Below are 24607 nucleotides of genomic sequence, written 5' to 3'. Positions count from 1 at the left end.
TGGACGTACCCTGAACGAGCGCATTTCAGGGGGCCCTTCGTGCTCCCCCCTCTTCGGCGCGCCACTTCACCTCACCTCTGGAGAGACCGTGCTCGGAAAACTCCTCTTCCGCTACCTCAAGCCGTACAAATGGCTGCTCGCCGCGCTGCTGGTGTTCCAGGTGGTCTCGGCGGTCGCGACGCTCTATCTGCCGCGGCTCAACGCCGACATCATCGACCAGGGCGTCTCGCAGGGCGATGTCGGCTACATCTGGTCGACCGGTGCGCTGATGCTCGCGATCTCGCTCGGGCAGATCGTCGCGGCGATCATCGCCACCTACTTCGCGGCGCGCGCGTCGATGGCGGCCGGACGCGACATCCGTCGAGACATCTACGAGAAGGTGAGCGCCTTCTCCGAGCGCGAGGTATCGGCGTTCGGCCCCGGCTCGCTCATCACGCGCAACACGAACGACGTGCAGCAGGTGCAGATGCTCGCGATGATGGGCTCGACGATGCTCGTCACCGCCCCGCTGCTGGCGATCGGCGGCGTGATCATGGCCCTCCGACAGGACCTCGGCCTGGGCTGGCTCATCGCGGTCGCGGTTCCCGTGCTCCTCGTCATGGTGCTGCTGATCGTCAGCCGCATGGTGCCGCTGTTCCGTCAGTTCCAGAAGAAGCTGGACGCCGTCAACCGTGTGCTGCGCGAGCAGCTCACGGGCGTGCGGGTCGTGCGCGCGTTCGTGCGTGAGGACATCGAGGAGGAGCGCTTCGGCGCTGCCAACACCGACATCATGGTGGTCGGCCGCAAGGTCGGGTCGCTCTTCGTGCTGCTCTTCCCGCTCGCGATGCTCGTGCTGAACGTCACGATCGTCGGTGTGATCTGGTTCGGCGGCATCGAGGTGAACGAGGGCAGCATCGAGATCGGAACCCTCTTCGCCTTCATGCAGTACATCGCCCAGATCCTCATGGGCGTGCTCATGGCGAGCTTCATGGTGATCATGATCCCGCGCGCCGCCGTCTCGGCCGAGCGCATCGGCGAGGTGCTCGCGAGCGAGTCGACGCTCGTGCGCGCCGAGCATCCTGTGACCGACTTCCCGGCCCGCGGTGCGGTGCGGTTCGACGACGCGGAGTTCACCTATCCGGGCGCCGAGTCGCCCGTGCTTCAGGGGATCTCATTCGACGCCGCGCCGGGTGAGACGGTCGCCATCGTCGGTTCGACCGGTTCTGGCAAGACCACCCTCGTGTCGCTGATCCCGCGTCTGTTCGACGTCACCGGCGGAGCAGTTCTCATCGGTGGCGTCGACGTGCGCGAAGCAGATCTCGACCTGCTGTGGAAAGGCATCGGGCTCGTTCCGCAGCGACCCTTCCTCTTCTCGGGAACCGTCGCCTCGAACCTTCGGTTCGGGCGGGAGGAGGCGACCGACGAAGAGCTGTGGAAGGCCCTCGAGATCGCACAGGGCAAAGACTTCGTCGAGCAGATGGAGGGTGGCCTCGACGCGCGGATCGCACAGGGCGGAACCAACGTGTCGGGCGGGCAGCGGCAGCGTCTGGCGATCGCGCGCGCGATCGTGCATCAGCCCGACATCCTGGTGTTCGACGACTCGTTCTCGGCTCTCGACCTCACGACGGACGCCCGGCTGAGGCAAGCGCTGTGGCGCGAGCTCCCGCGTGTCACGAAGATCGTCGTCGCCCAGCGGGTGTCGACGATCACCGAGGCGGATCGCATCGTGGTGCTCGAGGACGGCCACATGGTCGGCGTCGGCACTCATGAGGAGCTGATCGCGTCGAGTCCGACCTACCGGGAGATCGTCGATTCGCAGCTGGCGGTGCAGGCATGAGCACTCCGAACGTCATCAGCGAAGAAGAACAGCTCGAACTCGAACTCGCGGAGCAGGCACGGCAGAGCTCGGGCGACTGGGACAGCGTCAAGCCGGGCAAGGCGGCGGACTTCGGCAAGAGCTTCGGCCGCCTGATCGGGCTGCTGAAGCCGCACGCCGTCGCCTTCACGATCGTCTCGATCCTGGGTGCGATCGGCGTCGTCCTCGCCGTCATCGCCCCCAAGATCCTGGGTGAGGCGACCAACATCATCTTCCAGGGCGCCGCCTCGCTCATGCTCGCTCAGAGCTTCCCCGCGGGCACGTCTCAGGCCGATGTGGTGGCGGCTCTCGAAGCTGCCGGGCAGACCGACTTCGCCAACATCATCGGTGCGATGGACGGACTCGTCGTGGGTCAGGGCGTCGACTTCGACGCGCTGCGCATGGTCATCGTCGCGGTCCTCGCGATCTACGTCGTCTCTTCGCTGCTGAGCTGGGTGCAGGGTTACGTCATCAACGTGATCATGGTGCGCACGATGTGGCGCCTGCGTCAGGACGTTGAGGAGAAGATCAACCGCCTCCCGCTGTCGTACTTCGACCGCGTGAAGCGCGGCGACCTCATCTCGCGCGTGACGAACGACATCGACAACATCACGCAGACGATGCAGCAGTCTCTGTCGTCGGCGCTCACGTCGGTGCTGACGGTCGTCGGCGTGCTGTTCATGATGTTCTCGATCTCGTGGCAGCTCGCGCTCGTCGCTCTCGTGTCGCTCCCGCTCATGGGCGTCATCTTCGGCGTCATCGGGCCCAAGTCCCAGAAGGCCTTCGGCATCCAGTGGCGCAAGGTGGGTCTTCTGAACGCCCGCGTCGAGGAGTCCTTCTCGGGTCACGCGCTCGTCAAGGTCTACGGCCGCGAGGCGGATTCTCGAGAGAAGTTCCAGATCGAGAACGAAGAGCTCTACCAGGCGAGCTTCCGCGCCCAGTTCCTCTCGAACATCATCATGCCGGGCATGACGTTCATCGGAAACCTCACCTACGTCGGCATCGCGGTGCTCGGCGGGGTCATGGTCGCCGGCGGCCAGCTGCGGCTCGGTGACGTGCAGGCGTTCATCCAGTACTCGCAGCAGTTCACCCAGCCGCTGTCGCAGCTGGGCGGCATGGCCGCCGTCGTGCAGTCGGGCGTCGCCTCGGCCGAGCGCGTCTTCGAACTGCTGGATGCCGAGGAGCAGGACCCGGATGCCCCCGATGCTCCGCAGCCGGTCGACGGCGACGGCGTCATCGAGTTCGAGCACGTCAAGTTCTCGTACACGCCGGAGCGTCCCCTCATCACCGACCTGTCGTTCCGGGTCGAACCCGGGCAGACGGTCGCGATCGTCGGGCCGACCGGAGCGGGCAAGACGACGCTCGTGAACCTCATCATGCGGTTCTACGAGCTCGACGGCGGTCGGATCCTCCTCGACGGGCAGGACATCGCCGAGCTCACGCGAGATGACGTCCGCTCGCGCACGGGCATGGTGCTGCAGGACCCCTGGCTGTTCGCCGGCACCATCCGCGACAACATCCGGTACGGTCGCGAGTCGGCGACGGACGAGGAGATCATCGAGGCCGCGACGGCGACCCGCGTCGACCGATTCGTGCACTCCCTGCCCGACGGCTACGACACCGTGCTCGACGAAGAGGCGTCCAACGTCTCTGCGGGCGAGAAGCAGCTGATCACGATCGCGCGCGCGTTCATCGCTCAGCCCTCGGTGCTGATCCTCGATGAGGCGACCTCGTCGGTCGACACGCGCACCGAGCTGCTGCTGCAGCAGGCGATGAACCTGCTGCGCGAGGGCCGGACGTCGTTCGTCATCGCGCACCGTCTCTCGACGATCCGCGACGCCGACCTCATCCTCGTGATGGAGCACGGCGACATCGTCGAGAAGGGCACGCACGAAGAGCTCATCACCGCGCACGGCGCCTACTGGCGCCTGTACCAGTCGCAGTTCGAGCAGGCGGCGACGGACCTCGACGCCGAGGCCGCCCTGGTCGAGGGGTCGAGCACGGCGACGGGCACGGTCCCGGTCGTCGAGACCGTCGAAGCCCTCGAAGCCGGCGTGATCCCTCCGGCGCCCGGTCCGCGGATCGATTGACGTACGCAGAAGCGGCGGGCGAGGCATCCCTCTCCCGCCGCTTCTGTGCGCTCTCAGCCGAGCAGCTTCGCCTTCGCTGCGGTGAACTCCTCATCGGTGAGGATGCCCGCTTCTTTGAGCGAACCGAGTTTCTGCAGCTCCGCGACGATGTCGACGCCTCCGGCGGGAGCGGTGGGAGCCGCGGCCGGCGGGGGAGCGTACTGAGCGGCAGCGGCCTGAGCGGCGGCATCGATCTGCGCCTGCTGCTGCGCGGCCTGGTACTGCTCCTGCTCGTACTGTGCCTGCGCCTTCTTCTGCTGGTTGTTCTGCATCGCCCCCGAGACAGCGGTCGCGGTGCCCGCGACGACGGCGGTGCGAGCGGCGAGGCCGATGAGGCCGGGGCGGCCGATGCGACGGATCATGTCATTCTCCTTCGGACTGTGCGGCGTCGAGCACCGCGTTGACGATGGGTGCGGGGATGCGCTCCGCGCTCAGGACGACGGCGCCGGAGGCGGCGATCTTCTCGGCCAGGGTGCGGGCGAAGAGCAGCTCGAGCGCGACGATGATCGCCGATCCGCCGGGTGGGACGAGCTCGGCGAGCTCGATGATGTCCTCTTCGCCGGCGATGCCGAGTTCGGCGAGTTCGATGTCGCCGAGCCCTTCGACGATGTCGCCGTCCTCGATCTCGACGATGTCGATGTCGCCGTCGTCGGACTTGGAGACGATCACGAGGTCGAGCAGGCGGAAGAGCCGGCCTTCGACGAGATCGGCGAGGGCGCCCAGAACGCCCGGGTCGGGGCGATCGCCTTCGAACCCGACGAGGTAGAGCTCGACGGGGCCGTAACGGAATTCGGCCATGGTGATCCTTTCGTTGACGGGGTTCAGAAGCTTCCGATGCCCTTGCCGATCAGCGAGACGCCGATGAACAACAGCAGCACCGCCATGATGACGGTGTTCTCGCGCTCGAGCCACCCCTTCAGCTCGTCGAGCGGTCCCCGCAGCTTGGTGGACGCGAGAAGGTAGCCGACGACGGGCACGAGGACGGTGGATGCCGCGATCACGGTGAAGATCGCGATGACGACGATGACCTCGGCGACTGTGAGGTCAGCCGAGCCGATGTCGACGCCCGCGCCCGCGGCGAGGAGCAGGTTCTTCGGATTGATCGCCGACAGAAGGAACGCCAGCCCGAGCGCCGTGGCGAACCCCATGCCGTCGATCGCCTTCGTCCATTTCGGCAAGTCGGGCTCTTCGTCCTCCTTCGGACGTCTGCGCCATCGACCTGCAGCCATCACGATCAGCAGCGCCCCCAGGATGAGCTGCACGACGCCCTGCACGGGGTTCGAGGCATCCGGATCCGCGGTCGGCGTCACCGTGGACGAGAGCAGCGTGAAGACCGTGACGGCCGCGATGATCCCGACGATCCAGCCGAGCAGGAAACCGACGCTCGTCACGCGCGCCCGCGGCGAGAGCAGCATGAGGATCGCGGCGATGATCGGAATCGGGCTGATCGCCACGCCGAGCGCGAGGGGAAGCACCTGCCCGATGACAGCGCCCATGACGGGGGTCTCCTCGCTCCTGCTCCGCGTGGTCTCGACGGCTCGGCGATCCTCGCCCGAGGCTAGCGCGGGCCTGAACTGCGCCGACAGAGGCGAGGGCGAAGTCATCCCGGGCGGGTGACGAGCCCTCGTCGAGCTGCGGGTTAGCGTGCAGGCGTACTCCGAGGAGAGGTTCGATCATGACTGGTGACCGCCACGCTCGCACGATGCTGCCGATTCCGGATCGGCCCGCACCGGGGCTCACGACCTACGACGCGAAGGACCCGGACACGGCGTATCCGCCGATCGAGCCCCTCCTGCCGCCGAAGGGAGCGCCGAACGTGCTCATCGTGCTGCTCGACGACGTCGGCTTCGGAGCGTCCAGCGCGTTCGGAGGACCATGCCACACGCCGAATGCCGAGAAGCTCGCCGCCGGCGGCCTGACGTTCAACCGCTTCCACACGACCGCGCTGTGCGCTCCGACGCGCCAGGCGCTCCTCACGGGTCGCAACCACCACTCGGCGGGAATGGGCAGCATCACCGAGACGGCGACGTCGGCACCCGGCTACAGCTCGCTGCGGCCGAACACGAAAGCTCCGCTCGCGATGACGCTCAAGCTCAACGGCTACTCGACGGCGCAGTTCGGCAAATGCCACGAGGTGCCGGTGTGGCAGTCATCGCCCATGGGCCCCTTCGACGCGTGGCCGTCGGCCGGCGGAGGCTTCGAGACCTTCTACGGATTCATCGGGGGCGAGAACAATCAGTGGGAGCCTGCGCTGTACGAGGGGACGACCCCTGTCGAACCTCCCGCGACGCCCGAAGAGGGCTATCACCTCACGGAGGATCTGGCCGATCGCGCGATCGGCTGGATCCGTACCCAGAAGGCGCTCATGCCCGAGAAGCCCTTCTTCGTCTACTTCGCCCCCGGCGCGACGCATGCACCCCACCACGTGCCGCCGGAGTGGCCCGAGAAGTACAAGGGCAGGTTCGCCGACGGATGGGACGCGCAGCGCGAGAAGACGTTCGCGAGGCAGAAGGAGCTCGGGATCGTTCCCCCCGGTACCGAGCTCACTTCCCGCCACGCAGCCATCCCGGCGTGGGATGACATGCCCGATGAGCTGAAGCCCGTGCTGGAGCGCGAGATGGAGGTCTACGCCGGGTTCCTCGAGCACACCGACCACCACGTCGGACGGGTCATCGACACCATCGAGGACCTCGGGCTGCTCGAGGACACGCTGATCTACTACATCATCGGCGACAACGGCGCGTCGGCCGAGGGCACCCTGAACGGCGCCTTCAACGAGATGGCCAACTTCAACGGCATGGCTGCGCTCGAGACGCCGGACTTCATGCTGTCCAAGATGGACGAGTTCGGCACTCCGACGTCGTACAACCACTACGCCGTGGGGTGGGCGTGGGCCATGGACACGCCGTTCCAATGGACGAAGCAGGTCGCCTCGCACTGGGGTGGGACGCGCAACGGGACCATCGTGCACTGGCCCGCGGGCATCACGGACAAGGGCGGCCTGCGCTCGCAGTTCACACACGTCATCGACATCGCTCCGACGATCCTCGAGGTGGCCGGGCTTCCCGAGCCCACGATGGTCAATGGCGTGCAGCAGTCGCCGATGGAGGGGACGAGCATGCTCTACGCCTTCGAGAATCCGGATGCTGCGGAGCGCCACGACCTGCAGTACTTCGAGATGTTCGGCAACCGCGGCATCTACCATCGCGGCTGGAGCGCCGTCACCAAGCACCGCACGCCGTGGCTGCTCATGGAGCAGACGACGCCCCTCGATGACGACGTCTGGGAGCTGTACGACGGGAGCACCGACTACAGCCAGGCGCGCGATCTCGCACGAGAGGATCCTGAGCGTCTCCGCGCCCTCCAGCGTCTGTGGCTCATCGAGGCGGTCAAGTACAACGTGCTCCCGATCGACGATCGCACGGGCGAGCGGCTCAACCCGGACCTCGCCGGGCGGCCGACGTTGCTGCGCGGCGACTCGCAGCTCCTCTTCTCCGGCATGGGCCGCCTGTCCGAGAACAGTGTCGTGAACATCAAGAACAAGTCCTTCTCGGTGACCGCAGAGCTCACCGTGCCGGCCGGCGGCGCGAACGGCGTCGTGATCGCCCAGGGCGGACGGTTCGGCGGGTGGACGCTGTACCTGCACGAGGGTCGTGCGGTGTTCGTCTACAACGTGCTGGGCATCCAGGAGTTCGCCACGCGTGGGGAAGAGGCCGTACCGGAGGGCACCCATCAGGTCCGCATGGAGTTCGCCTACGACGGGGGCGGCCTGGCGAAAGGCGGCGGCGTCACGCTCTACTACGACGGAGAGCTCGCCGGCACCGGCCGGGTGGAGGCGACACAGCCGATGATCTTCTCGGCCGACGAGACGACCGACGTGGGATACGACTCCGGCACGGGGGTGAGCAGCGACTACACGCCGCAGACGAGCCGGTTCACCGGGAAGATCGGCTGGGTGCAGATCGACCTCGGCGTCGACGACCATGATCACTTCATCGACCCCGACGAGCGCATGCGGATCGCGATGGCCAGGCAGTAGCCGCGGACGCGAAGAACGGGGATGCCGAAGCCTGGCATCCCCGTTCTCCTGTCACGCGTCTCAGGCGAGCAGCTTCGCCTTCCCTGCGGCGAACTCCTCGTCCGACAGGATCCCCTGCGCGTGCAGTTGGGCCAGCTGATTGAGCTGTGCCATGAGGTCGGATCCCCCACCCGCCGGCGCGGCCGGTGCCGGGGCTGCGGCCTGCTGGGCCGCGACCGCCTGCTGGGCCGCGGCGTTCATCGCCTCCTGCTGCTGCTGCGCTTCCCAGGCCTGCGCCTCGGCCTGCTGGTTGGCCTTGTTGGCCTGGTGCGACGCGATCCCGCCCGAGACGGCGGTCGCGGTGCCTGCGACGACCGCGGTCCGTGCGGCCAGGCCGATGAGCCCGGGGCGTCCCATTCTTCTTCCGAGCATGATGGTCTCCTTCAGATCGAGTGTTCGGACAGGTAGGCGTTGACGAGCGGCGCAGGCACGCCCTGCCGTGCGATGACGGCGCCCCCGGCATCCCACAGCGCTCCGGCGAAGGCCTTCGCCCACAGGAGCTCGACGACCATGATCGCCGCGGAGGAGCCCGGCGCGACGCCCGCGGCGAGTTCGGTGATGTCCTCGCCGCTCGCGAGGCCCGCAAGGTCGAGGGCCGGCGCGGCGTCCGAGACGACGGTGTCCGACAGCTCGAGCACGGTGAGCTCATCCTCCAGCGAGCGGGCGACGAACACGAGGTCGAGCACATTGACCGTGCCGGCGGCGACCAGGTCGTCGATGGCCTGCAACACGCCCGGTCCGGGGGTGTCGCCCTCGAAGCCGATCGCGTAGAACTCGATCGGACCGTAGTCGAATGTGGTCATGAGTACCTCCGGTTCCGGGTGACGGTATGGCTCAAGACTCCCGCCCTGCACTCGAAGGGTCGTCACCCCGGAGGGATGATTCAGTTCAGCGCGGAGGTGAGGCGCGCCAGGCCGTCGAGGAACGTGGCCTTGGCAGGCTCGCGTCGCCACTCCTCGAGGGACAGCTCGCGCCCGGCATCCCGATACTTCTGCTCGATCTCGCGCATGCCGCTGACGAACGAGCGTCCGCGCACGAGCATCGAGACCTCCATGTTCAGACTGAAGGAGCGGATGTCCATGTTGCTCGACCCGATCACGGCGATCTCGTCGTCGATCGAGAAGTGCTTGGAGTGCAGGATGAACGGAGCGGGGTAGAGGAAGATCCGCACTCCCGCCTCGAGGAGCACCTCGTAGTACGAACGCTGCGCGTGGTAGACGAGTCCCTGGTCGCCGATCTCCGACACGAACAGCTGCACCTCGAGGCCGCGTTCGCACGCCGACGTGATCGCGTAGACCATCGCCTCGTCCGGCACGAAGTACGGGCTCGTGAGGATGACCTTCTCGGTCGCTTCGTAGATGAGCGAGAGGAACAGGCGCAGGTTGTTCTCGGTGTCGTAGCCGGGCCCCGACGGCACGATCTGGCAGACCAGCGCGTCGGGACCTGTCATGCGCTCGAGCGCCGTGGCCTCCACGTGCTCGCCGTCGAGCATCTCTCCGGTCTCGATCAGCCAGTCCGAGAGGAAGACGGTGTCGATGGATGCCACGGCCGGCCCCGTGACGCGGGCCACGAGCTCCTGCCACTTGAGGCCGCGCTTCATGTGGCTCGGCGAGTCGTAGTGCCGCGCGATGAGGTTCTGGGATCCGACGAAGCCGACATGGCCGTCCACGACGACGATCTTGCGGTGGTTGCGCAGGTCGGGGCGCTGCCACTTTCCCTTGAACGGCATGACCGGCAGCATCCACGCCCACTGGACGCCGATGCGATCGAGCTCGGCGAAGGTCTCCTTCGAGCCCGCCACCCGCTTCGACGACACGTGGTCGGCCAGGAGACGCACCTTGACGCCGCGGGCGACGGCGCGCTCCATGGCGGCGAAGAAACCGCGGGTCGTGTCATCCCACGCGACGATGAAGAACTCGACGTGCACGAAGCGCGTCGCGCGGTCGATCTCCACCGCCATCGCGTCGATCGAGCCCTGGTAGTCGTCGAACAGCTCGGCGCTGTTGCCCGCGGCCGCGGGCAGGCCGGTCAGCCGCTCGTTCTGCTCGACGATCCGCTGGAACGAGCGGGGCCACTCCGACGGGTCGGCGATGACAGCCGACTGGGTGGCGGCGCCCTCGACGATCATGCGATCGATGCGCGCCTGCTCGTCCCGGCGCTTCTTCGGCAGGCGGAACGAGCCGATGAGCAGGAAGATCAGGATGCCGGCGAACGGCAGCAGGAAGATCAGCAGCAGCCACGCCATGGCGGCGGTGGGCTTGCGATCCCGGGGGATGACGATCAGGGCGATCACCTTGATCGCGAGATCCGCGACCACGGCGACCGCCCAGATCAGGTTGGCGAGAGCCGTCGAGTCCATGTGCAGCAGAGTGCCAGCCGGCGAGGGCGTCGTCGTCACCCCGCCGGGGTGAGAACCCGGCTCAGGCCGAGGGCACCGGGTTCACCGAGACGACGTGGATGTGCAGGTCGTCGAACATCGCGAGCAGTCCCAGCAGCCTCGCCTGGTCGGGCACACGGCCGGTGATCGTGGTCACGCCGGGCTCGGCCGTGTCGATCGTGAAGCCCTCGAGCGCGCCCGCGACGTCGGACCCGATCCAGCCGTTCACCACGATCGCGACTTCGTGTGCGGACATACGGGACCTCCTCGCGGCGATGGGGCGGAACACGACTGGTGTCATCGTGCAACAGCGGTGCCACACAGGAGGTCACCCGTGTGGGATGATTCTGCGGAACGCGAGAAGTCGCGTGCAAGGCGGTCTCGATGCCAGTCCCCCGATCTGCGCCGCCCCACGCCGTCGACCGGCCCGATCTGAGGGTCCGGCTGGACGTGGGGATGGATGCCCCGCTGACCCTGCTCGTCGCCCCCGCCGGTTCGGGCAAGAGCGTGCTGCTGACGCAGTGGGCGGCGGCGCTCGATGACGTGCTCGTCGGCTGGCTCGATCTCAGCGGCGCCGACGACGACGCCGTGTACTTCGCGCGTCGGCTGATCGGTGAGCTGCAGAGCCTCTCGGAGGGCTTCGCGGAGCTCGCGCACGCGCCCCGCGCGGCGTCGGCGGGCTTGGGTGACGCGCTCATCGAGGCGCTCGCGGCGTCGTTCGCGGACGTGCCGGCCGAAGTCGTCGTGATCTTCGACGACCTGCACCGGATCTCCAACCGCGAGATCGTGGCCGACCTGTGGCGGGTCGTCGAGCGCCTCCCCGCCAACGCCCATTTCGTCTTCTCGTCGCGGATCGATCTGTCGCTCGGACGCGCTCGGCATCGACTCGAGTACGCGCCGGTCGAACTGCGCCAGTCGGATCTCGCATTCGATGATGCCGAGGCGGCGAAGCTGCTGTCGCGGATCACCCGTCGATCGATCGACGACGACACGGCCACCGCCGTCGTCGAGCACACCGAGGGGTGGGCGGCCGGCGTCCAGCTCTCCGGTCTGGGTCTGCGATTCCGCACCGATGCCCGACAGTTCATGGACGCCCTCGCCGACAGCGACCGCCTCGTGATCGACTACCTGAGCGAAGAGGTGCTGGACGCGCAGACGTCGCAGCGACGCCAGGCGCTCCTGGAGCTGTCGGTGCTCGACGAGCTCACGCCCGGCATCGTCGAGGCGGTGGCCGGCGTCGACGACGGGGCGGCGTTCCTCGGCGAGCTCGAGAAGGAGTCCCTGTTCGTCGTCCCCGTGGGCGGCCGAACAGGGGCGTTCCGGTTCCACCACCTCTTCCGCGATCTGCTGCGCTATCGGCTCCGTGCCACGGACGCTGCGGCAGAGGCATCCCTCCTCAAGACGGCCGCCGACTGGTATGCGGCTCGCGGCGAGGTGGGCACCGCGATCGAGGCACTGCTCGCGGGGTCGCACTGGAGCGCGGCGATGGATCTCATCCTGGGCCGTGGACGCGAGGTGTACGAACGCGGCGAGACGGCCACGGTCGCCCGGTGGCTCGCCGAGGTGCCCCGTGAGCAGCGACGGACGCGGAAGGATGCCGAGCTGCTCTACGCGATCCTCGAAGGCATGTCGGGTCGAGCCGTCCTCGCCGAGACCACCGCCCGCGAGCTCATGGCGGACCCCGACCTCTCTCTCGAGCTGCAGATCGTGGGCAACTCGTATCTCGCGGGGCTCGTGCAGTTCCTCCCGCATCCGCGGGTCTACATCATCGACGGCGCGCGTGCGATCGAACTCCTCGCGGCGGAGCGCCCCGTCGCACTGCCGAATCTCCTGAACCTGACACAGCCGGCGACCCTCGAGACGTTCGCGAGGGTCTCGGTCGCCCGGGGGCACCTGCTGCTCGGCGACAGCCGGAAGGCGCGCACCCTCCTGCGCGAGGCTCTCGACGGCGATCGCAGCGCGTACGCCCCCTACCGCATCCACGCCCTCGGCACGCTCGCCATCGCCGAGGCATGGGACGGGTACCTCCGCCGCGCCACGGACTTCGCCGACGAGGCACTCGAGATGTCTCGGCAGCTCGATCTGCTGACCCACGCCGCCCCGGCCGACGCGTACCTGGCGCGCTCGCTGATCGCGATCAAGCGAGGCGAGCCCGAAGCAGGCGCCTTCTCGCTGCATGAGGGGTATGTCCGCGCGGCGGCCAACGCCCGTGCGCAGCTCATGTGGATCGCGCACGCCGAGGCCCGGCTCGTGGACCCCACAGGCACCGAATCGACCGCTCTTGCGCCGTCCACGCCGCCGCCGCCCCTCGTGGCTGACGCACTGGAGGCGATCGCGCGCAGACAGCAACGAGAAGCCGGTCGCCCGGCCAAGCCGACGAACGCCCGCACCTGGTCGCGAGTCGCATACGAGGATGTCGCGAGCATGCTCGCGAGCGGTGACCCGGCCGCCGCGCGCGCGAGGCTCGCGTCGTTCGATCTGCCCGATCCGATGCCGCCGTCGGTGTTCGTCGACGTGCAGCTGCTCGGTGCGTGGATCGCCGATCTGGAGCATCGCATCCCGGACTCGCGCGACTGCCTGCGGCGCGCACTCGAGGCGGCGCAGCCGGAAGAGCTCGTGCAGCCGTTCCGCCGTGCAGGGACTCCCGTGCTCCAACTGCTGCGCGAGCTGCCCGGCGCTCTGGAGGGCTTCCGCCGCGTCATCCTGGAGCGTACGGGCATCGCCTCGCAGCGCCCGCACATGGAAGCCCTCATCGAGCCTCTCACCGCGCGGGAGCTCGAACTGCTCGCCTACCTGCCGAGCCGGCTCACCAACGCCGAGCTGGCGGCACGGTGCTTCGTGTCGCTCAACACCGTCAAGACCCACATGGCGCACATCTACCGCAAGCTCGACGCGAACGGTCGGGATGCGGCCATCGCGCGCGCGCGCGAGCTCGGGCTCATCGACGAGGCGGAGATCGCCCGGATCGGGTGAGGCGCGGCCGCGCCGCGCGTGGCTACGCTCCGGCGCATGAGCAACGCGCCCGACCCTCTCATGTCCGCCCAGCCGGAGCCCACGGAACGGCGCCGCAGCGTGCTCGCGTCGATCCAGAGCCCGCTCGCGCTCGCGTTCATCGCGACGCTGGGCGTGCTGGGGGGTCTCGTCCTCGGCTCGGCGATCGGGTCGATCACGACGATCCTCGTCTACATCGTGCTCGCGCTGTTCGTCGCCTTGGGGCTCGATCCGGTCGTGCGGGTGCTCGAGCGCCGCGGTCTCAAGCGGGGTGCCGGCATCGCGATCGTCTTCGGCGTCTTCGCCCTGCTGGTGGCGGCCGTCGCGGTCTTCGTGGTGCCGCCCGTCATCGCACAGGTCGGCGAGCTCGTGCGCTCGATCCCGCAGGCGGTGCGCGATCTCGTCGACTCCGACTGGTTCCGGGCTCTCCCGGAGGACTTCCAGGCGAGTGTCACCGCCGGGCTCGCGCAGATCGCCGACGGTCTGAGCCAGCCCGAGACGATCGCGGCGATCGGCGGCGGGGTGCTCGTCGTGGGCATCGGCTTCGCGAGTGCGATCTCGGCCGGCTTCATCGTCGTCGCGCTCACGCTGTACTTCCTCGCATCCCTCACCGGCATGAAGGAGTCGCTCTACGCACTCGCGCCGGCGCGGGCCCGCCCTCGACTGCGCGACATGACCGAGCGGGTCACCAAGTCCGTCGGAAGCTCGCTCCTCGGGTCGGTGATCCTCTCGGCGATCAATGCCGGAATCGTGTTCGTGCTGCACGTCGTCATCGGACTCCCGTTCCCGGCGCTCATGGCGGCCATCGCGTTCGTCATCACGCTCATCCCGCTCTTCGGGTCGGTGATCTTCCTCTTCCTCGGCACCGCGGTCGCGCTCTTCACGAGCCCGACGCAGGCGATCGTCTTCGCCGTGTGCTACCTGATCTACATCCAGCTCGAGTCCTACGTCGTGAGTCCCCGGGTCATGACCCGCGCGATCCAGATCCCCGCGGCGCTCGTGCTCATCGGCGCGATGGTGGGCGGCGCGCTCATGGGCATCATCGGCGTGCTCGTCGCGCTGCCCGTCATGGCGTCGATCCTGCTCATCATCCGCGAGGTGGTCGTGCCGAAGCAGAATGCGAAGGTGTGATCAGCCGCCGTTCACGCGGTCGCGCCACGTCAGCAGCGGCGTCAGGCCCGACAGATCGTAGTCGGGGCCGTCGATCGCCGGGATGAGCAGCCGGAACCCGAGCTCGTGCAGACGGCTCGGCGCATCGTCGGCGAGCAGCGGGCCGAAGCCGCGGATCGTGAAGCCCGTCGAGAGTTCGATGGTCGCGGCATCCCGACCCTCCCGCTCGCACCACTCGTGCAGCACGCCGATCTTGCGCGGCAGGTCGTCGATCGCGGCGAAGGTGTGCCAGATGTCGGCGTGCTGGGCGACGAGTCGCAGCGTCTTGCGTTCGCCCTGACCGCCGATCAGGATCGGGATGCGACGGGTCGGCGCCGGGTTCAGCAGCTGCCATCGGCGGCGGATGCGGGGAAGATCCGATGCGAGTGCATCGAGCCGGGAGCCCACCGTTCCGAAGTCGTATCCGTACGCGTCGTAGTCGGGCTGGGCCCAGCCCGAACCGGTGCCGAAGACGAAGCGACCGCCGCTGATGTGGTCGATCGTGCGGGCCATGTCGGCCTGCAGATCGGGATTGCGGTACGAGCTGCAGTTGACGAGCGGGCCGAACTCGACGCGCTCGGTCTGCTCCGCCATCGAGGCGAGGAGGGTCCAGGCCTCGAAGTGCGGTGCGTCGAACGGTTCGGTCAGGGGGAGGAAGTGGTCCCAGTTGAAGATGGCGTCGACGCCCATGTCCTCCGCGCGGAGGACCGCGTCGCGGAAGGCGCGGTAGGTGGCGTGCTGCGGGGCGAGCTGCACGCCGATGCGGACCGGGCGATGGGATGCCGGGTGCACCGTCACGATGGATCCAGCCTCAGCACCTGGGCCGACTCGCCGATCGCGACGTCGTCGACGATCCGCAGCGTGCGCGCGACGTCGTCGATCGCGCCGATGACGGTGCCGAAGCGCTCGCGTTCGGCGCATACCGCCGTCACGGTGACGATGTGCGTCCCGGTGTCCCACGTGTAGGTCGCGAACGGCGGCGTGCGCTGGTCCTGCGGAAGGGGCATGGCGAGCTTCTCGCCGGTGCCGAGGTATGCGCTGCGGAAGCTCTCGGTGTCGTCGTACTCCATCGGCATCATGGCGCGCGCCGTCCGCAGCTGCGCCGTCGCCTCCTGGATCTGCGCCATCACGACCACGAGCTCGGGGTCTGCCTTCCACACCCACACCAGCACGCGACCCGCGGCGCGCTTCATGAGGAACGGCGCAGCCTGGCTCATCGCCCACGCGGCGACCGCGCTGCCCGGACGCTGGTCGGCGCCCATCGCGCGGTTCGCCTGAGACAGCAGCATGCGGATCGCGGCTTTGCGGTGGCGTCGGCCGCGCCAGCCGAGCGACTCGGTGACGGGCACCCAGAGGGCGGGATCGGCGTCGGCCTGAAGTCGCGGCATGACTCCAGCGTACGTTCCGCCTCCCGGGTCTCGGAAAGCGCTCGGGTACAGTGGAGGGGCCGCACGCACCCTCCGCTCGCGTGGCCGCCGCAGAGCTTCGCGCACAGAAATGGCAACCCGCATCCCGTGACATCCCCCGAGACGCCCGGTGCACCTCTTCCCGACGACGCGCGACCGCTCACCGTCCTGATCGGCGCCGACACGTTCCTGCCGCACATCAACGGCGCCGCCCGGTTCACCGAGCGACTCGCCGCGGGCCTCGTGGAGCGCGGCCACGATGTGCACGTCATGGCGCCGAGCGCCGGGCACCGCAATCACGGCGTGTTCCGCGAGACCATCGAGGGCGAGCAGATGACGGTGCACCGCCTGCCGTCGTGGCGCTGGCCCCCGCACGACTGGCTCACCTTCGTCCTGCCGTGGATGGCGAAGCACTACGCCCGCAAGGCGCTCGACGAGGTGAAGCCGGATGTCGTGCACATCCAGTCGCACATCGTGATCGGGCGCGGTCTCGCGCGCGAGGCGCGCAAGCGCGGCATCCCGATCATCGCGACGAACCACATCATGGCCGAGAACATCCTCGACTTCACGACGCTGCCGGCGTTCCTCGACCGGATCTTCGTGAAGCTCGCCTGGGCGGACGCGAAGCGCACGCTCGACATGGCGCGCGCGGTCACGACACCCACCAAGCGCGCAGCCGAGTTCCTCGAGACGACGATCGAGATCGAAGGCGTCGTCGCGATCTCGTGCGGCATCGACGCCCGCAACTACACCGCGGACCTCGCGCCGCGCGATGCGAACCGCATCGTCTCGCTCGGCCGCCTCACGACCGAGAAGCAGATCGACGTGACACTGCGCGCGATCGCCAAGCTCGACCCGGCGCTCGACGTGCGCTTCGACGTGATCGGCAAGGGCGACCAGCAGCGTGCGCTCGAGCAGCTGACGTCCCAGCTCGGGCTCACCGACCGGGTCACGTTCCACGGGGCGACCTCGGACGAGGAGCTGCGGGCGTACCTCACGAACGCGAGCGTCTTCGTGATCTCGTCGATCGCCGAGCTGCAGTCCATCGCGACGCTCGAGGCGATGGCCTCGGGGCTGCCCGTCGTGGCAGCGGATGCCGTCGCCCTGCCGCACCTCGTGCACGACGGCGAGAACGGCTATCTCTTCACACCCGGCGACGCCGACCAGCTCGCGGCGCGCATCACGGACGTCCTGACCGCGTCCCCCGAAGATCGACTCAGGATGCAGCAGGCCTCGCTGGACGGCGTCGTCATCCACGACATCACCCGCACGCTCGAGACGTTCGAGGCGCTCTACCGCGACGAACCCCTGCCGGAGTAGCCGCCGTGCACGTCGTGATGTTCGGCGATCAGCACGTCGAGTCGCTCGGCGGGGCGCAGGTCTCGATGCGCCTGCAGCGGCGGTTCCTCGAGAAGGCGGGCCACACGGTCACGATCGTCGCTCCGGCGATGCACGGACCGCGGGGTCGATCGGCACCGGCATCCGATGCGTACGTCGACCTGCCGTCCGTCCCGATCACGTTCGACCGCGAGTACTCGCTCACCTGGCCGGGCCGACGCACGGATCGTCGCGTGGACGCGGCGCTCGCCGATCGCCCGCCGGTGGACGTCGTGCACGTGCAGGCCGACTTCTGGGGCGCGTTCATCGGTCACCGCTACGCGCGACGTCACGGCATCCCGGTCGTGCACACGATGCACAACCGGCTCGACGTCGGCATCGCGGCGATGTCGCCGTTCCCGGGACTCGTCCTGCGATTCCTCAACTGGTGGGAGCGCCGCGTGCTCGGCGAGCGGACGCCCGGTCACGACGGGTGGGCGTTCCTGCGTCGGCTGGCCGTGCGATCGGATGCCGTGACCGCCCCCTCGGCGCACTTCGCGCACCGGCTCGAAGAGCACGACGTGGTTCCGCCCGCGGGCACGGTCGACGTCGTGTGGAACGGGATCGACGACGACAATCTTGCGGCGGCGCTCGCCGAAGCGTCCGACCGGCGTGCACCCGGTCGCCCGCGGTTCGTCTGGCTCGGGCGCATGAGCCCCGAGAAGCGGCTGCTGCCGTTCCTCGAGGCGCTGGCCGCTTCGGGAGTGGATGCCGAGGTCGAGCTGATCGGCGGTGGCGGCCAGCTGGCGGCTGCGCGCCGGCTCGCCGAGAAGAGCCGTGCGACCGTCGTGTTCGCGGGCAAGCTGCCCTACGCCGAGGCGCTGCGCCGCATCCGAGCCGCCGACGCGGTCGTGCAGACGTCGATCGGCTTCGAGACGCAGGGCATGACGATCTTCGAGGCGGCCTCGCTCGGCACGCCCTCGATCGTGAGCGACCCGGATCTCGCAGCGGAGCTCGGTGCGGGCTTCTGGCAGGTGCCGGATGCCTCGGTCGAGGCGCTCGCCGCGACGCTGCGCCGCGCGTCCGCCGACATCGCGGCCGGCGCTGCGCCGACACCCGATCCGACGATCCGCGAGCGGTTCCGACAATCGTCGCGGACGGCGGCGATGGTCGAGATCTACGACCGCGTCACCGCGTGACGGCGTCGACGCGAGGGGTTGCTGCGCCTCAGGGTAGACGCGTGCGGTCTGTCGGGATGCGGTGGTAGCCGTCCTTCGCGAGGGCGTTGAGGGTGGCGGCGACCGCGAGGGCCGCGAGGGCTGAGAGAACAATCACCAGGAACATGGCAGTAACGCTACGCTTGCGTTAGGACTGCCAACAGTGGCAGGATGGCCACAGTTCGCACGATTCCTGCCACGAGCACCCGGGAGCATCCATGAAGACCGTCGCCGTCATCGTCCAAGACGGATTCGCACCGTTCGAGTTCGGGGTCGCGTGCGAGGCCTTCGGCCTCGACCGCTCGGATGACGGCATCCCGAACTTCGACTTCCGCGTCGTGACGCCCGATCCGGGAGTGGTGAAGTCCAAGCTGGGCTTCTCGCTCAACGTCGACGACGACCTCTCGTTCGCGTACGAAGCCGACCTCGTGGTCGTGTCGCCGACGCCGCGTCAGTACTGGCGCACCAACGACGAGCGCGTGCTCGACGTGATCCGCGACGCCGTCGCCCGCGAGGCGTGGGTCATGAGCGTGTGCAGCGGGTCGTTCATCCTGGGCGCTGCAGGCGTCCTCGACGGTCGCAAGGCGACGACGCACTGGATGTATGCGGACGTCATGGCCGAGATGTACCCCGCCGTCGAGGTCGATCCCGACGTGCTGTACGTGCAGGACGGCCGCATCATCACGAGTGCCGGCACCGCCGCGGGTCTCGATGCGTGCCTGCACCTGCTGCGGCAGGAGCTCGGCGCCGAGATGACCAACCGCATCGCGCGGCGCATGGTCGTGCCGCCGCAGCGAGACGGCGGCCAGGCGCAGTTCATCGACCGGCCGCTGCCGCAGGTGCAGTCGCTCTCTCTCGCGCCCGTGAGCGACTGGATGCTCGACCACCTCCGCGAGGAGCTCACGGTCGATCAGCTCGCCGCGAAGGCGCACATGTCTCCGCGCACGTTCGCCCGGCGCTTCAAGGCGGACTTCGGCGCCACTCCGGCCGCCTGGCTCGCACGGCAGCGCATCATCCACGCCCAGCGCCTGCTCGAGAAGACCGACCTGGGCCTCGACCGCATCGCGTACGAGAGCGGGTTCGGCTCCGCCGCCGTCCTCCGCCAGAACTTCTCGCGCGCTCTGGGAACGACCCCGACGGCGTATCGCGCGCGATTCTGCTGCACGCTCGAGGCGATGGATGCCGCGACCCCGACGCTCGAGTCGGTCGCGTGATCGGGCGGTGGGCGCCGATTCCGGTGCCCACCGCCCGATCGTGCCGCGCTACTGGGCGTACCAGTCGCGCAGCGTGTTGATGTCGATCTCCGGTGCCGCCTTGCGTGCGCCGACGTCCGCGCCGCGGACAGAGGTCACATCGGCTGCGAAGGTGACGATCGCCGCAGCGACCGCGTCGGAGTTCACGTCGAGAGCGGGCCTGCTGATGTTGCCCTTGAGCTTCTTCAGCCCGCCGTAGATCGCCGGGTCCTGACCTGCTCCGGTGAAGTTGTCGCACGCGGCGTGGTAGCACGGGTCGTACGCGACCCCCGCCTTGCCTCCGAACTGCGCGGCCTCGGTCGCGGTCTTCACGCCCTCGGCGCCGGTGAACAGGCCGCCGGCCGGGATGTCGACCGCGATGAACGGGCCGTAGTCCGAGCGTCCCGAGAACTCCGTGGCGACCGAGAAGAGGCCGCGCTTCGCGAAGAAGTCCTTGAACACGGCCTCGATCTCACCGGATCCGGCCGGGATCGGCACGGGTGCGGCGATGTCGGACTGGTCGCCGTCGTAGACCCCGAGCGTGTAGTTCGGCGAGCCGATCATGTCGAAGTTGAGGTAGAGCGCGATCGACTCCGCCTGCTCGGGCGAGAGGCTGCCTACGTAGTACTCGGAGCCGAGCAGTCCCTCCTCTTCGGCGCCCCACCATGCGAAGCGCACGGTGTTGGTCGGCTTCATCTTCTTCATCTGGATCGCCGTCTCGAGCAGCGCGGCACTGCCGCTGCCGTTGTCGTTGATGCCCGGGCCCTCGAGCACGCTGTCGAGGTGCGCGCCGGCCATGACGACGTTGGCGTCGTCACCGGTCTTCGTCTCGGCGAGGACGTTGTACGCGACCGTCCGCGTCGAGGCGACCGTCACGGTCACGACCGCGCCGGGGTTCGCGGCGAGGTCTTCGCCGACCGCCGACGAGGCGAAGACGGCGGGGATCGTGAGACCGGTCGCGTCGCCGATCATGCCGACGAGGCCCGCGCGGCCGTCGTTGGACACGATGACGGCGGATGCTCCGGCAGCCTGCGCGTTGAGCGCCTTGACGGCGAAGCCGCACGTGCCGCGTTGGACGAGGGCGACCGCGCCGGCCTCGAAGTCGGCGAAGTCCTCGGGTTCGCAGCCGCTCGTGCTGGTGCCGTCCGCGGGGAACGGCTGGACGAGGTCGACGGGAGTGAGGGCGCCCGTCCCCGAACCCTCGGGCACGCCCGAGTCGAACTGGTTCTGGGTGAAGTCGCTGCCGTAGGCCCACGCGGTCGCGGGATCCTCGCGGGTCAGCGTCGTGCTGTCGGCGTAGTTCGTGTAGCCGAACTCCTGGATCTGCGGCTGGTAGCCCGCGCCGCGGAGCTCCTTCACGATGTAGTTGACGGATGCCGCGTAGCCGGGCTGTCCGGCGGCGCGGTTGCCGCCGTTCGCGTCGGCGATCTGCTGCAGCTTCTTGAGGTGTTTGAGAACGCCGTCGACGGTGACAGCCTTCGTGATCTTGTCGACGTCGTTCTTGGGCACGGCGTACGCAGGGGTCGCGAGCGCCATCGATCCCAACAGAGCGGCGGCGGCGATGACCGCTCCCGCTCCACGAATCTTCGGGGACATGGGTTTCCTTTCGAGGAGGCGGACGCCCTCGTTGGCGCCGCCGGTCGAGACCCTACGCCCGGGTCGCCCCGCGGGTAAGGGCGTGGTCGAACCCGCATTGCCCCGGTAGACTCGGTGCTGGTAAACTTGAGTCAAGACGGCTCAACTTTGCCGCATGACTCTCAGGAGAACGCATGAACGCCACCCCGCAGCCCGGACAGGAGGACGCGCGGAGCGCCCTCGAGCAGTACGGGATCAACCTCACCGACCGTGCCCGCCAGGGCAAGCTCGACCCCGTCATCGGGCGGGACAGCGAGATCCGGCGCGTCAGCCAGGTGCTGACCCGCCGCACCAAGAACAACCCCGTCCTGATCGGCGAGCCCGGCGTCGGCAAGACGGCCGTCGTCGAAGGCCTCGCCCAGCGCATCGTCGCGGGAGACGTGGCCGAGTCGCTCAAGGGCAAGGAGCTCGTCACCCTTGACATCTCCGCGCTCGTCGCGGGCGCGATGTACCGCGGCCAGTTCGAGGAGCGGCTCAAGAGCGTCCTCAAGGAGATCACCGAGTCCGACGGCCAGATCATCACCTTCATCGACGAGTTGCACGTGCTCATGGGCGCGGGCGGTGGTGAGGGGTCGGTCGCGGCATCCAACATGCTCAAGCCGATGCTCGCGCGCGGCGAGCTGCGCCTCATCGGCGCGACCACGCTCAACGAGTACCGCGAGTTCATCGAGAAGGACGCCGCGCTCGAGCGCCGCTTCCAGCAGGTCTACGTCGGCGAGCCCAATGTCGAGGACACCGTCGCGATCCTGCGCGGTCTGAAGGAGCGCTACGAAGCGCACCACAAGGTCGCGATCGCCGACGGTGCCCTCGTGGCCGCGGCATCCATGTCCAATCGCTACATCCCCAGCCGTCAGCTGCCCGACAAGGCCATCGACCTGATCGACGAGGCGGCGTCGCGCCTGCGCATGGAGATCGACTCCGCGCCGCTCGTGATCGACGAGCTGCGCCGGCACGTCGACCGGCTCAAGCTCGAGGAGATGGCCCTCAAGCGCGAGAAGGACGACGCGTCGAAGGACCGCCTCGCGACCCTGCGCGCGACCCTCGGTGCCGAGGAGGCACGGCTCACCGAGCTGCAGCAGCGCTGGGAGCAGGAGCGCGCCTCCCTGAACCTCGTCGGAGATCTCAAGACCAAGCTCGACGCCGCGCGGATCGAGGCGGAGCGCGCGCAGCGCGAGGGCAACCTCGAGCGCGCCTCGCGCCTGCTCTACGCCGACATCCCGAACCTCGAGCGCCAGGTCATGGAGGCCGAGAAGCTCGAGACGTCGGAAGACCGCATGGTCGGCGACCAGGTCACCGAGGAGGACATCGCGAAGGTCATCGCGGCGTGGACGGGCATCCCGGTCGGCAGGCTCCTGCAGGGCGAGACCGAGAAGCTGCTGCACCTCGAGCACGAGCTCGGCAAGCGGCTCATCGGGCAGAAGGACGCCGTGAAGACGGTGGCGGATGCCGTGCGGCGCAGCCGTGCGGGCATCAGCGACCCGAACCGGCCGACGGGCTCATTCCTGTTCCTCGGCCCGACGGGCGTCGGCAAGACCGAGCTCGCCAAGGCGCTCGCCGAGTTCCTCTTCGACGACGAGCACGCCATGGTGCGCATCGACATGTCGGAGTACGGCGAGAAGCACTCGGTCTCGCGTCTCGTCGGTGCTCCTCCCGGCTACGTGGGCTACGAGCAGGGCGGTCAGCTGACCGAGGCGGTGCGCCGGCGCCCGTACTCGGTCGTGCTGCTCGACGAAGTCGAGAAGGCGCACCCCGAGGTGTTCGACGTGCTGCTCCAGGTGATGGACGACGGTCGCCTGACCGACGGCCAGGGTCGCACGGTCGACTTCACGAACGTGATCCTGATCCTGACGTCGAACCTCGGCTCGCCGATCCTCATCGATCCGACGCTCTCCACCGAAGAGAAGCGCGACCAGGTGCTGGCGCTCGTGCGACAGGCGTTCCGGCCCGAGTTCGTCAACCGCCTCGACGACACCGTCGTGTTCCACGCTCTCACCGAGTACGACCTCGCGCAGATCGTGGAGCTCTCGGTCGACGCGCTCCAGCGACGTCTGAGGGACCGTCGACTGACGCTCGCCGTCACGCCCGACGCGCGCGCCTGGCTCGCCGAGCGCGGCTACGACCCGCTCTTCGGAGCGCGGCCGCTGCGCCGACTGATCCAGTCCGAGATCCAGGACCGTCTCGCGATGGGCATCCTGGCGGGCACGATCCGCGACGGCGACGTCGTGCGGGTGGATGTCTCGGCCGATGGCTCGGCGCTCGCGCTCACGAGCTCCGGCCCCGCGGCGAAGGACGACGAGGAGGTCATCGAGGCGATCCTCGAGGACTAGCGACGTCGGCCACGGAGCCCCCGCATCCCGTCACAGGAATGCGGGGGCTCCGTCGTAGTGGGACGATCGAGCGTGCGCATCATCCGCGGCCTCTGGGGGTCCTCTCATCCGGGACCGACCCTCGTGGTGACGGCGCTCGCGCTCGGGCTCGGTGTCGCGGTCGGTCTCGAGCCGTGGCGGCTCGCGCTGCTGGTGCTCGCCGTCTTCGCCGGTCAGCTGTCCGTGGGTGTGTCCAACGATGCCCTCGATGCGGCCCGCGATCGGGCCGTCGGGCGGCGCGACAAGCCGATCGCCCGAGGCGACCTCACCCTGCGGACGGCATGGATCGGGGCTTCCGCCTTCCTGGCTCTCGCACTCGCGCTGTCGGTGCCGTTGGGGTGGCGGATGCTGGCGGCCCACGCACTCGCGCTGGGGTCGGCGTGGGCGTACAACGCGGGACTCAAGGCGACCGCGTTCTCGGTGATCCCCTTCGCCGTGAGCTTCGGGATCTTCCCCTCGCTCGCGCCGCTCTCGGCCGCCTCGCCGGCGTTCGCCGCGTGGTGGGCATGGATCGCGGGCGGCGCGCTCGGCGTGGCCGTGCACTTCACCAACGTCCTGCCCGACCTCGCCGACGACGCGTCGACGGGCGTGCGCGGGCTGCCGCATCGCCTGGGTGCCCGCCCGTCCGCCGTCATCGCGGCGGTCGCCGTGTCGGTGGGGGCCGTGGCGGTGCTGCTCGGCCCGGTCGCGGGCGACATCGCGCAGGTGCCCCCGTTCTCATGGGCGCTGTTCATCGCGGTCGTGCTCGTCGCAGTCGCGACCGTCGTGCGTGCACTCGCCGGCCCGCCCGGCCGCATCCTGTTCCGCCTCGTCATGCTCGCCGCGCTCCTCCTGGCCGCGCAGCTGATCGTGTCGGGCTCGGCGCTGGCGGCCTGA

20 protein-coding genes are annotated in these 24607 nt (G+C 68.8%); 10 read left to right on the top strand and 10 right to left on the bottom strand.

Going from position 1 to position 24607, the window contains the following annotated elements; translation table 11 throughout:
- Positions 1 to 88 precede the first annotated feature (88 nt).
- Positions 89 to 1816: an ABC transporter ATP-binding protein gene (locus ACTIFV_RS01615; protein WP_439591059.1), complete on the top strand. Its 1728-nt coding sequence runs from the start codon at positions 89 to 91 to the stop codon at positions 1814 to 1816.
- Entirely contained in the window at positions 1813 to 3924 is a 2112-nt protein-coding gene (locus ACTIFV_RS01610) for an ABC transporter ATP-binding protein (RefSeq protein ID WP_439591058.1), read from the top strand. Before ACTIFV_RS01615 ends, ACTIFV_RS01610 begins: the two co-directional genes overlap by 4 nt.
- 53 nt (positions 3925 to 3977) lie before the next feature.
- Here ACTIFV_RS01610 and ACTIFV_RS01605 read toward each other — a convergent pair whose 3' ends face one another.
- The 3 genes from ACTIFV_RS01605 to ACTIFV_RS01595 are packed head-to-tail and all read right to left on the bottom strand — an operon-like array spanning position 3978 to position 5459.
- On the bottom strand, positions 3978 to 4325 hold the full coding sequence (locus ACTIFV_RS01605; protein WP_439591057.1) for an SHOCT domain-containing protein: 348 nt from the start codon (positions 4323 to 4325) through the stop codon (positions 3978 to 3980).
- Between the two features lies 1 nt (position 4326).
- Positions 4327 to 4761: a DUF6325 family protein gene (locus ACTIFV_RS01600; RefSeq protein ID WP_439591056.1), complete on the bottom strand. Its 435-nt coding sequence runs from the start codon at positions 4759 to 4761 to the stop codon at positions 4327 to 4329.
- A 23-nt stretch (positions 4762 to 4784) separates the two neighbouring features.
- Entirely contained in the window at positions 4785 to 5459 is a 675-nt protein-coding gene (locus ACTIFV_RS01595; protein ID WP_439591055.1) for a GAP family protein, read from the bottom strand.
- A gap of 179 nt (positions 5460 to 5638) precedes the next feature.
- Here ACTIFV_RS01595 and ACTIFV_RS01590 point away from each other — a divergent pair, with 179 nt between their 5' ends.
- Positions 5639 to 8002 carry an arylsulfatase gene (locus tag ACTIFV_RS01590; protein ID WP_439591054.1) on the top strand — a complete coding sequence of 788 codons (2364 nt, stop codon included), beginning with the start codon at positions 5639 to 5641 and terminating at the stop codon, positions 8000 to 8002.
- A 60-nt stretch (positions 8003 to 8062) separates the two neighbouring features.
- On the opposite strand, the gene ACTIFV_RS01585 is transcribed toward ACTIFV_RS01590, so the two are convergent.
- The 4 genes from ACTIFV_RS01585 to ACTIFV_RS01570 form a co-directional block, all read right to left on the bottom strand.
- Positions 8063 to 8398 (bottom strand): SHOCT domain-containing protein, encoded by a 336-nt coding sequence (locus tag ACTIFV_RS01585; protein WP_439591380.1) that lies wholly within the window; start codon positions 8396 to 8398, stop codon positions 8063 to 8065.
- Positions 8399 to 8424: 26 nt separating this feature from the next.
- Positions 8425 to 8844, bottom strand: coding sequence for a DUF6325 family protein (locus ACTIFV_RS01580; RefSeq protein WP_439591053.1), 420 nt, complete (start codon positions 8842 to 8844; stop codon positions 8425 to 8427).
- Positions 8845 to 8924: 80 nt separating this feature from the next.
- On the bottom strand, positions 8925 to 10400 hold the full coding sequence (gene cls / locus ACTIFV_RS01575) for a cardiolipin synthase (RefSeq protein WP_439591052.1): 1476 nt from the start codon (positions 10398 to 10400) through the stop codon (positions 8925 to 8927).
- Between the two features lie 61 nt (positions 10401 to 10461).
- Positions 10462 to 10674 carry a hypothetical protein gene (locus ACTIFV_RS01570; RefSeq protein ID WP_439591051.1) on the bottom strand — a complete coding sequence of 71 codons (213 nt, stop codon included), beginning with the start codon at positions 10672 to 10674 and terminating at the stop codon, positions 10462 to 10464.
- 128 nt (positions 10675 to 10802) lie between these two features.
- Here ACTIFV_RS01570 and ACTIFV_RS01565 point away from each other — a divergent pair, with 128 nt between their 5' ends.
- On the top strand, positions 10803 to 13391 hold the full coding sequence (locus ACTIFV_RS01565; protein ID WP_439591050.1) for a LuxR C-terminal-related transcriptional regulator: 2589 nt from the start codon (positions 10803 to 10805) through the stop codon (positions 13389 to 13391).
- Positions 13392 to 13427: 36 nt separating this feature from the next.
- Positions 13428 to 14540: an AI-2E family transporter gene (locus ACTIFV_RS01560; protein WP_439591049.1), complete on the top strand. Its 1113-nt coding sequence runs from the start codon at positions 13428 to 13430 to the stop codon at positions 14538 to 14540.
- Here ACTIFV_RS01560 and ACTIFV_RS01555 read toward each other — a convergent pair whose 3' ends face one another.
- Both ACTIFV_RS01555 and ACTIFV_RS01550 read right to left on the bottom strand, forming a co-directional pair.
- A complete protein-coding gene (locus tag ACTIFV_RS01555) occupies positions 14541 to 15356 on the bottom strand; it encodes an LLM class F420-dependent oxidoreductase (RefSeq protein WP_439591048.1) in 816 nt (271 codons plus the stop codon).
- Positions 15353 to 15946 carry a hypothetical protein gene (locus tag ACTIFV_RS01550; RefSeq protein WP_439591047.1) on the bottom strand — a complete coding sequence of 198 codons (594 nt, stop codon included), beginning with the start codon at positions 15944 to 15946 and terminating at the stop codon, positions 15353 to 15355. Before ACTIFV_RS01550 ends, ACTIFV_RS01555 begins: the two co-directional genes overlap by 4 nt.
- Before the next feature lie 126 nt (positions 15947 to 16072).
- Between ACTIFV_RS01550 and ACTIFV_RS01545 the strand changes: the two genes are divergently transcribed.
- The 3 genes from ACTIFV_RS01545 to ACTIFV_RS01535 all read left to right on the top strand — a co-directional run bounded on the left by ACTIFV_RS01545 (position 16073) and on the right by ACTIFV_RS01535 (position 19712).
- The gene (locus ACTIFV_RS01545; RefSeq protein WP_439591046.1) at positions 16073 to 17284 is read left to right on the top strand and encodes a glycosyltransferase; all 1212 of its coding nucleotides are present in this window, start codon (positions 16073 to 16075) and stop codon (positions 17282 to 17284) included.
- A 5-nt stretch (positions 17285 to 17289) separates the two neighbouring features.
- Entirely contained in the window at positions 17290 to 18480 is a 1191-nt protein-coding gene (locus ACTIFV_RS01540; protein ID WP_439591045.1) for a glycosyltransferase family 4 protein, read from the top strand.
- Between the two features lie 236 nt (positions 18481 to 18716).
- The gene (locus tag ACTIFV_RS01535) at positions 18717 to 19712 is read left to right on the top strand and encodes a GlxA family transcriptional regulator (protein WP_439591044.1); all 996 of its coding nucleotides are present in this window, start codon (positions 18717 to 18719) and stop codon (positions 19710 to 19712) included.
- Between the two features lie 48 nt (positions 19713 to 19760).
- Here the strand turns inward: ACTIFV_RS01535 and ACTIFV_RS01530 are convergent, their stop codons facing one another.
- Positions 19761 to 21326: a M28 family peptidase gene (locus tag ACTIFV_RS01530; protein WP_439591043.1), complete on the bottom strand. Its 1566-nt coding sequence runs from the start codon at positions 21324 to 21326 to the stop codon at positions 19761 to 19763.
- A 173-nt stretch (positions 21327 to 21499) separates the two neighbouring features.
- Between ACTIFV_RS01530 and ACTIFV_RS01525 the strand changes: the two genes are divergently transcribed.
- Complete coding sequence (locus ACTIFV_RS01525) at positions 21500 to 23692, top strand: ATP-dependent Clp protease ATP-binding subunit (protein WP_439591042.1); 2193 nt, start codon at positions 21500 to 21502, stop codon at positions 23690 to 23692.
- A gap of 72 nt (positions 23693 to 23764) precedes the next feature.
- A complete protein-coding gene (locus tag ACTIFV_RS01520; protein ID WP_439591041.1) occupies positions 23765 to 24607 on the top strand; it encodes a UbiA family prenyltransferase in 843 nt (280 codons plus the stop codon).

This window comes from Microbacterium sp. (assembly GCF_051860965.1).
Lineage (GTDB): Bacteria > Actinomycetota > Actinomycetes > Actinomycetales > Microbacteriaceae > Microbacterium.
The sequence above is the reverse complement of the archived record's forward strand: the minus strand, read 5'-3'. Positions and strand labels throughout refer to the sequence as shown.